This window comes from Lactobacillus sp. X-49, assembly GCF_057063645.1.
Genome location: NZ_JBXSQM010000012.1, coordinates 50,007 through 64,403, shown reverse-complemented (window position 1 = coordinate 64,403; position 14,397 = coordinate 50,007). Strand labels below are relative to the sequence as shown.

Annotated in this window: 11 protein-coding genes and 1 tRNA gene; all 12 read left to right on the top strand. The window is 36.0% G+C overall.

What is annotated here, in order from left to right; translation table 11 throughout:
* Positions 1-798 precede the first annotated feature (798 nt).
* The 12 genes from ACYIAQ_RS06845 (at position 799) to ACYIAQ_RS06790 (ending at position 14,334) form a co-directional block, all read left to right on the top strand.
* Complete coding sequence (locus ACYIAQ_RS06845; RefSeq protein WP_483563134.1) at positions 799-1,389, top strand: hypothetical protein; 591 nt, start codon at positions 799-801, stop codon at positions 1,387-1,389.
* A gap of 102 nt (positions 1,390-1,491) precedes the next feature.
* Positions 1,492-1,848 carry a hypothetical protein gene (locus ACYIAQ_RS06840; RefSeq protein WP_483563133.1) on the top strand — a complete coding sequence of 119 codons (357 nt, stop codon included), beginning with the start codon at positions 1,492-1,494 and terminating at the stop codon, positions 1,846-1,848.
* A gap of 188 nt (positions 1,849-2,036) precedes the next feature.
* Positions 2,037-2,122: transfer RNA gene (locus tag ACYIAQ_RS06835), tRNA-Leu, on the top strand.
* Positions 2,123-2,311: 189 nt separating this feature from the next.
* Entirely contained in the window at positions 2,312-2,959 is a 648-nt protein-coding gene (locus ACYIAQ_RS06830; protein WP_483563131.1) for a glycoside hydrolase family 73 protein, read from the top strand.
* A 77-nt stretch (positions 2,960-3,036) separates the two neighbouring features.
* The gene (pcrA, locus tag ACYIAQ_RS06825) at positions 3,037-5,277 is read left to right on the top strand and encodes a DNA helicase PcrA (protein WP_483563130.1); all 2,241 of its coding nucleotides are present in this window, start codon (positions 3,037-3,039) and stop codon (positions 5,275-5,277) included.
* A 36-nt stretch (positions 5,278-5,313) separates the two neighbouring features.
* Positions 5,314-7,326, top strand: coding sequence for an NAD-dependent DNA ligase LigA (gene ligA, locus ACYIAQ_RS06820; RefSeq protein ID WP_483563129.1), 2,013 nt, complete (start codon positions 5,314-5,316; stop codon positions 7,324-7,326).
* Positions 7,327-7,339: 13 nt separating this feature from the next.
* A complete protein-coding gene (locus ACYIAQ_RS06815) occupies positions 7,340-8,479 on the top strand; it encodes a CamS family sex pheromone protein (protein WP_483563135.1) in 1,140 nt (379 codons plus the stop codon).
* 11 nt (positions 8,480-8,490) lie between these two features.
* The gene (gatC, locus tag ACYIAQ_RS06810; protein WP_122017877.1) at positions 8,491-8,793 is read left to right on the top strand and encodes an Asp-tRNA(Asn)/Glu-tRNA(Gln) amidotransferase subunit GatC; all 303 of its coding nucleotides are present in this window, start codon (positions 8,491-8,493) and stop codon (positions 8,791-8,793) included.
* On the top strand, positions 8,793-10,232 hold the full coding sequence (gene gatA / locus ACYIAQ_RS06805) for an Asp-tRNA(Asn)/Glu-tRNA(Gln) amidotransferase subunit GatA (protein ID WP_483563128.1): 1,440 nt from the start codon (positions 8,793-8,795) through the stop codon (positions 10,230-10,232). The genes gatC and gatA overlap by 1 nt, the downstream gene beginning before the upstream one ends.
* Before the next feature lie 3 nt (positions 10,233-10,235).
* Positions 10,236-11,666, top strand: coding sequence for an Asp-tRNA(Asn)/Glu-tRNA(Gln) amidotransferase subunit GatB (gatB, locus tag ACYIAQ_RS06800; RefSeq protein ID WP_483563127.1), 1,431 nt, complete (start codon positions 10,236-10,238; stop codon positions 11,664-11,666).
* A gap of 30 nt (positions 11,667-11,696) precedes the next feature.
* Entirely contained in the window at positions 11,697-12,617 is a 921-nt protein-coding gene (locus ACYIAQ_RS06795) for a diacylglycerol kinase family lipid kinase (protein WP_483563126.1), read from the top strand.
* A 304-nt stretch (positions 12,618-12,921) separates the two neighbouring features.
* A complete protein-coding gene (locus tag ACYIAQ_RS06790; RefSeq protein WP_483563125.1) occupies positions 12,922-14,334 on the top strand; it encodes a DHA2 family efflux MFS transporter permease subunit in 1,413 nt (470 codons plus the stop codon).
* Positions 14,335-14,397: the final 63 nt, after the last annotated feature.

Sequence of the window (14,397 nt, the reverse complement as noted above, 5' to 3'; positions counted from 1 at the left end):
AAGATCCCACTAAACTGGCTAATTGGACATACAACGAGCAGGATGATTATTACCTTGACTAGCAAGGCGTACGCTTTAACTTTAAGCGCTATGGTAAACGTAAGAATAAGAGTACTGGCTTAATATCAGCATAAATTAAGTTTGTAAAAGTTAGTTATCCTTTGTGTATCAACGTTTTAAGCAGATACGCGAAGGATAATTAAGAACACAAACGGAACATAAAAATTACGGTGTTCCGTGGTTGATTTTTTTGATAGACACAAAGATTGATATATTAGCGTTTGTAGCCATTTTTTTGTGTGCAGAATGAAGTTTTTTGTAATGTAAAAGAGTATTTACGATTGATGTGAAGTTTTTTATTTTGTTGTTATTAAATACAATTTATAAAAAATATTATATGTATGGTAAACTTATTAACATACCATATTTATTACTAATTAGCAATTGTTATTGCATTTAATTGTTTATATGTTGTATAATATAAGAAAGGAATTCATTACAAAATGTTAAATTTTATTACTTTTAATTCCATTCAGACAACACCAAATTCAATTTATACTATTCATAGAAATAAGATTATTTATCATGAAAAACACGAAATTTATCACTAAACTAGCCTTAATGGACACTAACGCCGCAACTACTTTATTATAAGCTAATGCTTCAACGCCGGTTAAAGCCTATACTGCTCCAACAGCGACTGACAAAGATTATGCAAATATTCAAAGAATATCTAAGGAACCAGGTATGCACAAAGTAACTATAAAGTGGTATGCTAACTGAGCACCCGGAAACAGTATGTATTGGTTAATTCACAAAAAATCACTTAAATTAGATGATAATAACATATTAGATCCGGGTAGAACATGGTCATCAATTACACATGCTGGTACTATTAACGGTAAATCTTATATCTATATGAATGACTTAAATAGTGCGCCTTGTTATATGCCAGTGGCTTACTTTGTTTTACCTTATGGCATGAAGTTTAAGCCGGGCTATACTTCAGTTGCTGTCTATCGTGGCGCTTTGGCTAACTCTTCAAATGGGTATGACGAATACCATGATGACTATGGCAGTGTAGATACTTATACCAACACTGTTTATAGCGATCGCAAAAGTGGTCGTGTTAAATTGACCATGAAAGAATGGGGCCAAGATCGCGGTAAAAATCAAGGCTTCTTTATCGGTAAAACTACCATTCACACGAACGATGGGGAAGATTACTACCCTGTTTACACTTATTCCGGCGATGGCGACTTAACGGTCTTTTACCTCAAAGTTGCTGATCTTGATAAATTCGAACCTGCTACGGTAACTTATAACGATATTGGTACGATTACTAAGAATCACAAGTTTAAGCCTTATACTAAACATATGTCTGACTAATAGTCAGTGAATCTAAAATAACTAGTTTAATAAACTAGTTATTTTTCTTTTGGAGTTTCTTTTTTTGATGCGTCAGATTCTTATATAGAAAGGAGGGCTGATATGAAACAACTTAATTGGATTAAAAACCTATTAGCCCAACAAGTAAATGTTAAGCTGTTTAGTTTTGCCTTTATTTTAAGCTTATTTTCCACCAGTGTCTTATTACTAATTACTAGCAACCATCCGCACAGTATATTTTACTTATTAGCTAAATTAAAGTTTTTTTTCGCCTTTAGTCGCTTAGTCCTTAACGCTAACACAACTGATTTAACTAACAGTGTGATGCTGTTTACCATAGCGGTTTTACTAATTGTTGCAATGGCAATTACTGTTACTTTTATTAACAACAGCCACCATGAGCTATATATTATCTGGTCAATCACGGCTTTTAATCACAGCATTGTTACTATGTACTAGCCCCATAAATATCTTTGCCGCAATTAACACTACCGCTTGGCTCTGGTTTACTATCTTGTATTTTATTAAACAACTTAGGGGAATTTTTACCGCTAAGCCACCAATAATTAGTGTTTGCAAAAACTTACCCAATCTTCAATAAAAACTTGTGTTGAAGTAAATTTTGCGCTATAGTATTGAATGTACTTGCGGGCATGGCGGAATGGCAGACGCGCAAGACTAAGGATCTTGTGATCGTTTTTAGATCGTGGAAGTTCGAGTCTTCTTGCCCGCATTATTTAGAGGAGCTATTGCTCCTTTTTTTGTATATTAAATGTTGGCATTCAAAATGCTACGTGCTCAAGTTTTAAGCAGTAGTTAATTTTTGAATGCTTTTTTTATTTTAAAAATTAATTACATTCCATAATTTAAACGTTGAAGAGGTTATACTTAAAGTAACAATTAAAAAAGCAAGGAATATTTCATGGTAAAAAGACGGAAGAACAAAAAGCAACCCAGTTGGCTGATCATTATTCGTGTGTTTATAATTTTATTCTTATTGATTATTCTGTTTATTGCTATACGGTATTATCGCAGACAAGCAATTCAATCAGAACAACTTAGACAAGAACAGATTGCTCGCCAGCAAGCTCGGGCCAAAGTCATTAGAGAACATAAGGCATTTATTCAAAAAATAGGTCCAATTGCTCAAGAAGTAGATCAAGAATTTGATCTCTTGCCAAGTATTACGATTGCTCAGGCATGTCTTGAAAGTGATTATGGCCAAAGTAGCTTATCGCAAAAGTATAATAATTTGTTTGGGGTTAAAGGTACTAATCCCAATACTTCCGCAGTTTTAACAACTAAGGAATACGAAAAAGGTAAATGGATTGTTGTCAAAGCCAGGTTTCAAATTTATGATTCATATGAAGCATCAATTAGAGCTCATGCACGACTTTTTCAAAAAGGCACAAGTTGGAATGCCCACCAATATCGACATGTCTTAAATTCTAAAGACTATCAAACGCAGGCCAAAGCCTTAGTTAAGGATGGGTATGCTACTGATCCCAATTATGCAAATAAATTGATTAAATTGATAGAAGAATATCATTTAGATCGATTTGATAAATAAAAGACAAACCATTCCGAATACCGTCTTTATCTTTGGTACAATATAAGAGCTATAGAAATTTTGTGAAGGGAATCAGAATGAGCGAAGAATCAATTTTGGCTGGGTTAAATCCGCAGCAAGAGCAAGCCGTTAAAACCACCGAAGGACCACTATTAGTTGTTGCTGGTGCCGGTTCGGGAAAAACATCTGTTTTAACCAGACGAATCGCCTACCTTGTCGAAAAAAAAGGTGTCTTACCGTGGAATATTTTGGCAATCACGTTTACTAATAAGGCGGCTAGCGAAATGCGCGCGCGTGAGCAGAAATTATTGGGGTCACAAGCAGCAGACATATGGATGTCGACTTTTCATGCTCTGTGTGTCCGTATTTTGCGTCGAGACGCTGAAAAAATCGGTTATAATAACAATTTTTCAATTGCTGATTCGGCTGAGCAATTAACCTTAATCAAACATATTGAAAAGGAATTAAATGTTAATCCTAAAACATATGAACCTAAGCGTGTATTATCAACCATCTCTAATGCTAAAAATGATTTATTGACACCCGATGAGTTTGAAGCTAATAAAACATTGCCCTTTGAAAAGGTCGCGGCGCAAATTTATCATGAGTATCAAAAGCGATTGAAACATGATCAAATAATGGATTTCGATGATTTGATTATGCAGACATTGGTTTTATTTAAAACTGATGAGACCGTTTTACATTATTATCAAAATAAATTTCGTTATTTACTAATTGATGAATATCAGGATACTAATCGTGCTCAATATGAATTATGTCACAAATTAGCAGCCAAATATAAAAATATTTGTGTTGTTGGTGATGCGGATCAGTCAATTTATGGTTGGCGTGGGGCCAATATGGAAAACATTATGAATTTTGAGCAAGATTATCGAAATGATGGTGTTCAAACAGTTAAGTTAGAGCAAAATTATCGTTCAACCGGGCATATTCTATCTGCAGCTAATGCGGTAATTAAGAATAATCGTAATCGTAAAGCTAAAAAGCTCTGGACAGACCAAGGTGATGGCGAAAAGATAACGTATTATCGTGCCCAGAGTGGTGAAGATGAAGCTCATTTTATTATTAGCAAAATTCAAGAAAAAACTGAAAAAGCTCATTTTTCTTATAGTGATTTTGCTGTATTGTATCGAACCAATGCACAATCAAGAACAGTTGAAGAAGCATTTGTTAAATCAAATATCCCATATCAAATTGTAGGAGGACATAAATTCTATGATCGTAAAGAAATCATGGATATCATGGCTTATCTTAAACTGATAGCTAATCCTAGTGATACGCTGAGTTTTAACCGAATTGTCAATACACCTAAACGTGGGATTGGAAATGTAAGTGTTGAAAAATTTGTTTCATTTGCGCAAACGAGTGGGTTGTCTTTACTTGATACATTTAATCATATAGGTATGGCTGGGCTATCGGTTCGTGTTGCAGATAAGTTGAGTGATTTTGGTGTAAAACTTCGTGATGCAATTAACTATGCTGAAAGTCATAGTGTGACTGGCTTAACAGAAAAGATTCTCCAAGATTTTGGTTATACAAAAGCGCTCAAAGACGAAAAAACTATTGAAGCTGAAACTAGACTAGAAAATTTAGATGAATTTTTATCAGTTACTAAGCGATTTGATGATCAGTATGAAGCTAGTGATGATACTAGCGCACTGAGTGATTTTTTGGCAGAAGTTTCGCTACTAAGTGATCAGGATGATTTAGCAAATAATAATGATCAAGTCGCATTGATGACCCTTCATGCTGCAAAAGGACTAGAATTTCCAATTGTTTTTTTAATTGGAATGGAAGATGGACTTTTCCCTTTGTCAAGGGCTTTGCTAGAAGATGATCAATTAGAAGAAGAACGAAGATTGGCCTACGTTGGAATTACGCGGGCGCAAAAACAGTTATTTTTAACTAACGCTTATTCACGAATGATGTATGGACGTATGCAAAATAATCAACCATCGAAATTTTTAGAAGAAATTGATCAGGCTGACCTTAATTTGGAAAGTTCTGTTTCTGAGAGAATTACCAATCCAGATTTTCACGTTCAGACTGCTCCTTTTGCAAATATAGATGAACGAGCCCGAGCACAAGTTTATACACCTAAAGTTAAAGCAGCAGGAGCAATTGGAGCTGAGAAAAAAGGTTGGAATGTTGGCGATCAAGTTGAGCATAAGGCATGGGGCCGAGGTGTTGTGACTAAGGTTAGTGGTAAAGGTGAAGATATGGAACTAGATATTGCCTTTAAAGATCAAGGAATCAAGCGGCTATTAGCGGCATTTGCTCCAATTAAAAAGGTATAATAATAGTTAATAATAATTTTTATCAGGAGAAAGAAAATGGCAGATTTAACTCTTGATGAGGCCAAAAAAGAAGTTTCCGTACTTAGAGAAAAACTTAATGATTGGGCTGATGCGTACTATACAAAGGACGCGCCCAAAGTTGAAGATTATATTTATGACCAAAACTATAATCGACTAGTTGAACTAGAACAAGAATTTCCCCAATTAATCAGTTCAGATTCAATCACTCAGCACGTGGGTGGTCAACTTGATAGTGAGCTTTCAAAAGTCACACACCAAGTCCCGATGTTATCTATGGGGGATGTTTTTTCAAAAAAAGAATTAGTGGAATTTGATCAACGTGTTCAAAAACAGTTAGGTCATGCAGTTGTTTACAACGTAGAATTAAAAATTGATGGACTATCAATTAACTTAGAGTATACTAATGGTAAATTAATGCGTGCTTCAACTCGTGGAAACGGGCGCGTGGGTGAAGATGTTACTGCTAATGCGCGATACATTAAAGATATTCCTCAAACTTTGCCTGAGAAACTGACAATGGAAGTACGCGGTGAGTGTTATCTGGGGAAACAAGCTTTTGCAAAGTTGAATGAAGAGCGTGATGAAAATGGCGAGACAATTTTTGCTAATCCGCGTAACGCTGCAGCGGGGTCATTACGACAATTAGACGCACAAATTACAAAAAAACGTAATTTAAGTACATTTATTTATACCTGGGTTAATCCTCCAAAACAAATAACTAGTCAACATCAAGCAATCGAAAAATTGGCTACTTTGGGTTTTCATACTAATCAAACTGGGCGTCAATTGGCAACTTTAGATGAAATTTTTGATTTTATTGATGAGTATACAGCTAAAAGGGACAAATTAGCCTATGGAATTGATGGAATTGTTCTTAAAGTTGATGATTTGAATTGGCAAAATCAGCTGGGAGCGACAGTAAAAATTCCGCGATGGGAAATTGCTTATAAGTTTCCTCCAGAAGAACAAGAAACCATAGTTCGAGAAATTAAATGGACGGTGGGACGAACAGGAGTAGTTACGCCAACAGCAATCATGGATCCGGTTCAGTTGGCAGGAACTACCGTTTCTCATGCTGTTTTACATAATGCGGATTTATTAAAAGAAAAAGATGTTCGTATAGGTGATACCGTGGTACTACATAAAGCTGGTGATATAATTCCTGAAATATCACAAGTTATTATAGCTAAGAGACCAGCAGACACTATAGAGTATCAAATCCCCGTGTATTGTCCGTCTTGCGGTGAAAAGCTGATTCGTTTGCAAGATGAAGTCGCTTTGCGTTGTGTTAATCCGTCATGTCCAGCTCAAATAGAAGAAGGTATCACGCACTTTGCATCACGACCGGCAATGAATATTGACGGATTAGGACCTAAAATTGTTCGCCAACTTATTAAGCAAAATTTAGTCCACAATGTAGCGGATTTATACCATTTGCAAGCTACTGATTTAAAAAAATTAGATCATTTTAAAGAAAAATCTATTAATAATTTGTTGACTGCGATTAATAATTCCAAGAATAATTCGGTTGAATTGCTTTTAACTGGATTAGGAATTGACCATGTTGGTGCAAAGGCAGCTAGATTAATTGCTCAAAATTTTAAAAATATGGCAAAGATTATGGAAGCAGACGTGCAGGATATTACAGGAATCGCTACAATAGGCATGACAATTGCGGAATCATTGACTACATATTTTGCTCAAGAAGAGGTTGTGGATCTGATAAAGGATCTGCAAACTAGTGGCGTCAATATGGATTATCTTGGTGAAAGTAAAGAACAAGTATCTGAGATCCCAGCTAATTACTTTAAAAATAAGACTGTAGTTTTAACGGGAACCTTGGAGCACTATACACGTAGTCAATTTACTGAAAAATTGCAGGCATTAGGGGCTAAAGTAACAGGGTCAGTTTCTGGTAAAACTGATTATGTTATTTATGGCAAAGATGCCGGTTCAAAATATACTAAGGCACAAAAATTAGGAGTAACGTTATTGACTGAAGAAGAGGCAATTGCTCAAGTTGAATAGGGGAACAGGTAAATTGAAAAAATATTTGCAGATAATTGCAATTTTGGGTATGCTGCTGAGCTTGACGGCTTGTGGAAACTTAAAGAATTCAAGTTTAGCTAATAATGCCAAGACATCATCAGGCTCGAGCGTCAAGACTTATCAAACAACGGATACAGGTAATAATGGTTATACCGTTTTACTAAAAAATGGTCACTATGTAACCAGTCCTATTTCAGGCTTAACCGCTACTAATAATGATAATTCTGTTGATACACGAGAATTAGAAAGAGGATTAGTTCAAATTTCCAAAGGTGTTTACTCAACTAATTCTTATGTTTTTCAGGAAGGACAATATATTAGTTCTGCAATGGTTACTGATTGGTTGGCTCGTAAATCGAAGTCTAATCCGGCTGGGTTAAATCCACCAATTGGTACGAAGAAAAATTATAATCCGTATTATTTAGAAGAAATTATTGAGCAGGATTTTTTAACTGGCTCAGGCTCCAATTATCACATTGGTGGAATTAGTATCGGATTAGCGTTAAATTCAATTGACTATTATCAAAAAACAAAAGGTGGACCAGAGTACCAGGAAACGATTGCGCGTTCTGAGCAGAAGAAATATGGTAAAATGGTAGCCGATCAACTCGTTCAGCGATTGCGCAAACATAAGGCATTGAAGAAAATTCCAATTACAATTGGTCTCTTTTCTAAGGAAAGCAAAGATTCATTAGTATCAGGAACGTATTTTTTGAGTGGGACAGCGGCTGCCAATAGTAGTAAAATAACTAAATGGAAAACTATTTCTACTCAAACTGAAGTACTGCCAACTGTTGGCAATAAAAAGGCAATCAATAGTACTGATGCATCAAGCTTTAATAGCTTTAAAGAATCAATTCAAAATTATTTTCCGAATATTAGTGGTGTAACGGCAACGTTGCGTTATGAGAATGGCAAGTTAACTCAAGAAAATATTTCGATAACGACGCAGTTCTATGGTTACGAACAAATTCAAAGTTTTACCCGGTTAGTGTTGTCAACTTCAAAAAAATACTTGGAAAATGATGTTCCAATTGAAATAAAAATCGGATCTGTGAACGATATTCAAGCATTAGTTGCTAAAGAAACGGGAGATAGTGATTATCAAGTCCATATTTATGGCGGTGAATAGGAGGTATTTGTGTGGAAATCACAGAAGATACAATTAAGCATGTTGCGGTTTTATCGCGGCTTGAAATTGATGAAAAAGATATCAGTAAAGTTACCGAACAAATGAGTTCAATTATTAATATGGCTGATCAGCTTTCAGAAGTTGAAACTAAGGGTATTGAGGAAACAGTTCAAGTAGTTGATCGTGATACCGTGTTTAGAGAAGATAAGCCGGAGCACTGGCAAGATCGGACTGAATTAATGAAGAATGTTCCTGAACAAGCTAATGGCTTCATTAAGGTACCGGTAATTATTAACAAGGATGAGGACGAGTAATGAACTACTTAAATGAAGATATTGACTCATTAAACCAAAAATTAGCTCAGGGTACTTTGTCTGCTGATCAGTTAGCGCAAGATACTGTGACAAATATAAAAAATACGGATAACAAACTTAATGCATGGATTACTGTTCAAGACAATGTTAAAGCAGAAGAAGACTTGGATTTTACTAAAAATAAATTAGCGGGGATTCCGATTGCTATTAAGGATAATATTATTACTAAAGACGTTAAGACAACCGCTGCCAGTCATATTTTAGATAATTATATTCCTGTATATGATGCGACAGTAATTGAACGTCTTAAGGGTGCACAAGCAACTTTTGTAGGTAAGACAAATATGGATGAGTTTGCCATGGGTTCATCAACTGAACATTCCTATTTTGGTGCTACTCATAATCCATGGGATTTGGATAAAGTTCCGGGTGGGTCATCCGGTGGTTCGGCAGTTGCTGTGGCGTCTGGGCAAGTGGTAGCTGCACTTGGCTCCGATACTGGCGGCTCTATTCGTCAGCCAGCTGCATTTAATGGTATCTTTGGAATTAAGCCCACTTATGGACGAGTATCGCGTTGGGGGTTAATCGCGTTTGCTTCATCACTTGATGAAATTGGAGTAATGAGTAAACGTGCTAAGACCTCAGCCGAAGTTTTAAGTGTGATCGCTGGAAGTGACGAGCATGATTCAACTTTATCAACTCGCGAAGTTCCTGATTTTACGAGCTTCATTGGAAAAGATGTCAAAGGCTTGCGTGTAGCTGTTGTTAAAGAATACATGGATGCCGTTGATGGTGACATGCGTGAAGTTATTCAAAACCAAATTGATGTATTAAAAGATGCTGGCGCAATCATTAATGAAGTATCATTACCATTGACTAAGTATGTTGTACCAGATTACTACATTATTGCATCTAGTGAGGCTTCTTCAAATTTGCAGCGTTTTGATGGTATTCGCTATGGCTATCGTGCTCAAGATACGAAAAACTTGCTAGATGTGTACGTGAAGTCACGTTCTGAAGGCTTTGGTGAAGAAGTAAAACGGCGAATTATGCTTGGATCTTTTGCTTTATCTGCTGGTTCCTATGATCGTTTCTTTAGACAAGCTTCTAAGGTTAGAACTTTAATTTGTGACGATTTTGATCGAATTTTTCTTGAAAATGATGTAATTGTTGGACCAACGACCACTACACCTGCATTTAATATCGGTAGTGAAATTTCAGATCCAATTAAAATGTATAACAATGATATTTTGACGATTTCGGCTAACTTAGCAGGAATACCTGCTGCCAGTGTACCAGCCGGATTAGTTGAAGGAATGCCAGTTGGTTTACAAATCATGGCTAAGAGATTTGATGAGGGTAGTATTTTCCAAGTAGCAGATTTTATTGAACGTAATAATAAGTTTTATGAAAAAACACCAACTGGAATGGAGGATTAATTGATGAATTTTAAATCAACAATTGGGTTCGAGGTTCACTTCGAATTAAAAACTAATAGTAAAATTTTTTCACCTTCACCAGTAAGTTATGGTGCTAAGCCAAATACTGAAACAAATGTAATTGACTGGGCGATGCCGGGTGTGTTACCTTACGTAAATAAAGATGTATATCGCTTAGGTATCATGGTGGCTTTGGCAACTCATTCACACATTTTGCCAAATACGCATTTTGATCGCAAAAATTATTACTATCCAGATAGCCCTAAGGCTTATCAAATTACCCAATTTTTCCAACCACTTGCACGTGATGGCTATGTTGAAATTGAATCACATGGTAAGAAGAAACGGATCGGTATTCATGAAATGCATATCGAGGAGGATGCAGGTAAAAACACGCATGGAACTAATGGCTTTTCTTATGTTGACTTAAATCGACAAGGTGTGCCTTTACTTGAAGTTGTTTCTGAACCGGAGATTTCTGATCCTGATGAGGGTTATGCATATTTGGAAAAATTACGAAAGATCGTTCAATTTACTGGTGCTTCAGATGTTAAGATGGAAGAGGGTTCAATGAGGGTTGATACCAATATTTCCATCCGTCCCGCTGGTCAAAAAGAACTCGGTACTAAAGTCGAAATGAAGAATTTGAACTCTTTTGAACATGTACGTAAATCTCTTGCTTATGAAGAAAAAAGGCAGGCTCAAGTACTTCTTTCAGGTGGACGTGTTCAATTATCGACTCGTCGTTTTGATGAGGCAACAGGTAAAACCGTCTTGGAACGTGTTAAGGAGGGCGATGCTGATTATCGTTACTTCCCAGAACCAGATTTAGCTCCGGATCATATTAGCCAAGAATGGATTGACGAGATTAAGTCAACTTTACCTCGTTCTGCTGAAGAACGCTACCACCAATATGTTGGTGAATTTGGCTTGAAAGACTATGATGCACAAGTTTTATTGCAGACTAAGGAAAGTTCAGACTTTTACGATGAAACAGTGGCAGCCGGTGCAGATCCGCAATTAGCTGCTAACTGGATGAATACGCAAGTTAACGGTTATTTAAACGATAATCGCGTTGCGCTTGCCGACATAAAATTAACACCTAAAAATTTAGCTGCAATGATTAAATTGATTAAAGACGGTACTATTTCTTCTAAAATTGCTAAGAAAGTTTTTGCAGAAACAGTTGCTAATGGAACTGATCCAAAGAAGTATGTTGAGGATCAGGGAATGGTACAGTTATCAGATACTAGCGTACTTGAGCCAATGGTTAAAGAAGTCGTTGATAACAATCCACAATCAGTTGAAGACTTTAAGAATGGTAAAGATCGTGCGATTGGTTTCTTAGTTGGCCAGATCATGAAGCAGACTCGTGGCAAGGCTAATCCTAAAGTAATTAACCAACTTCTGAATCAAGAACTACAAAAGCGTTAAAGTATAGTTTTAAGTAATAAGGTAGTAATTATGACTAAAAAAGCAAGATTGATTTATAATCCTGTATCTGGTCACGAACAGATGCCTAAGAATGTTGCCGACATTTTGGACGTTTTGGAACAAGATGGTTATGAGGCTAGTGCTTTTAGAACCACACCTAAAAAACAAAGTGCACAAAAAGAAGCCACAAGGGCTGCAAAAGAGGGTTTTGATTTAATTGTGGCAGCTGGCGGTGATGGTACGATTAATGAAGTGGTTAATGGAATTGCTTTTCTCGAAAAGCGACCACAGATGGCAATTATTCCGGCAGGAACAACAAACGACTATGCGAGAGCTTTACATATTTCCCGAAACAATGTTGGGGATGCAATTAAAGTAATTCTTAAGCATAAAACTCGTGAAATGGATATTGGACAAGCAACATTTGCTGGTCAAACACAGTATTTTGTAAATATTGCAGCTTGTGGATCATTAACTGAATTAACATATGGGGTACCTTCCGAAGTTAAATCGGCGCTTGGATATACGGCCTATTTGATTAAAGGGGCTGAAATGTTACCTCATTTAACTGAAAATGAACTGCGACTTACCTATGATGATGGCGCTTATGAAGGGAAATTATCAATGCTGTTGCTAGGTATGACTAATTCAATTGGTGGGTTTGAACAGATTATGCCTGATGCTAAGCTAAGTGATGGTCTATTTCAGTTAATTATTGTTAAGCCTGCTGATCCAGTTAAATTGTTACGGCTAATGGCTTTAGCAATGAATGGTAAGCATGTTGATGATCCAGATATTATTTACACTAAAACTCGTAGTTTAAAAATCGAACTAATTGGTAAGAGTGTTGGGGAAAAACTCCCTGTTAATCTTGATGGTGAAATTAGTGATTACTGTCCAGTTACTTTTAAAAATTTACAGCAGCGGATAGAATTTTTTGTAGGCGAATAAAATATAATAATAATTCTGCATTGAGCTTAAAATTTTAACATTATTTTAAAAGGCCTGACCCTAATATTTTAGGGTCAGGCCTTTTAGTTATCTCTTAATTAAAACCATACACTCTAGTAGCATTAACTAGACTTTATAAAATATTGCTTTATCTTTCACAGTACAATATACAGTTTTTTCAATCCTTTTAAGATTATTGTTAGCTTTTTAAAATTTCTATTTTTAAAAAACTTACGAAATTTTTCTATTTTTGATAAGATAAACGAGTTGCTCTTTGGGGCACAAAAAGTGAGAGGAGTTTTTTATGAATAATAATCAAGCAAGGATTCAAGTTAAACGTCCGTGGTTGGCGATGATGAGTATGATGATCGGAGCTTTTGTTGGTATGCTATCAGAAACTTCATTAAATATTGCACTACCGCAATTAATGAAGGCATTCCACATAAATTCAGGTGCCATTCAATGGCTTGTTACTGGTTACATGCTAGTAATAGGAGTCATTTTACCATTTTCGAGTTTGTTGACTAAATGGTTTTCCACTCGGCAATTAGTAATTATTGGACTGCTCAACTTCATCGTTGGAGCAATTGTTGCGGCTATTGCGCCTAATTTTACCATTCTTTTAATTGGTAGAATGATCCAGGGGCTTGGAACAGGGCTTATCTTGCCATTAATGTTCACGGTAGCTATGCTGATTTTTCCACCGTATAAAATGGGAACAGCTATGGGTATTTGTGCATTAGTTATTATGCTGGCACCAGCAATTGGACCGACTGTTACTGGTATCATTCTAGGTAAACTGACATGGAATTGGATTTTCTGGTTCTTTATCCCCTTCTTAGTAATTGCTTTAATTTGTGCAATTGTAGGGCTTCCTAATACTGGTAAAATCACTAGACCCAAAGTCGATATCCTATCACTTTTAGAGTCAGTTGTTGGTTTTGCAAGTTTGGTAATGGGGGTTAGCTTTGCTTCGGATTTGGGTTGGTCTTCACCAACTGTTTTGTTAATCTTGGCTGTTGCTATTGTGGTTTTGATTTTATATGCATATCGCCAACTACGTTTAGAGCAGCCAATTATTAATCTCCATGTTTTCAAAAAATTAGCCTTTATGCAGGGTGCAATCTGTGTCATGTTAGACTTTGCAATTATTTTATCAGCGATGTATTTGTTGCCACAATATTTGCAAAAAGGACTATTACTTCCAGTTGCTTTAACAGGAATTATTATGTTACCAGGTGGTATTATTAACGCAGCAGTTTCTGCTTTTGGTGGCCGTTTATACGACTCTATGGGTGCGAAAAAACCTGCTATAGCAGGTTTTGCAATTGCTATTATAGGTATTTTGATGCTCATCTTTTCCAATAATACTTCATCGATTATTTATATTGTATTTGCTCATATTATTTTGATGATTGGTTGTCCTTTAGCGATGTCGCCGTCACAAACGCATGCTTTAAATGTTTTACAAGGAGCTGAATCGGCGGATGGCAGTACTATCTTAAATACTTTGCAGCAAATTATTGGTGCTGTGGCTACTGCACTTACGACTAGTTTTCTAAGTCTTGGACAAAGTGCTTATCAAGGTTCTAATAAAGCAGCACAATTCACAAATGGTGTGCATTATGGATTATATTTCACTTTGGCTTTAGCAGTTATCGGTTTAATTACCGCATTTACGTTAAAAAGTGAGCAGCGTTCAACTGATATAATTTAAGTATAGAACAGTTAACTTTTTAAATAAGGATTAACCCCGAATTGATATCGTGGTTAATCCTCT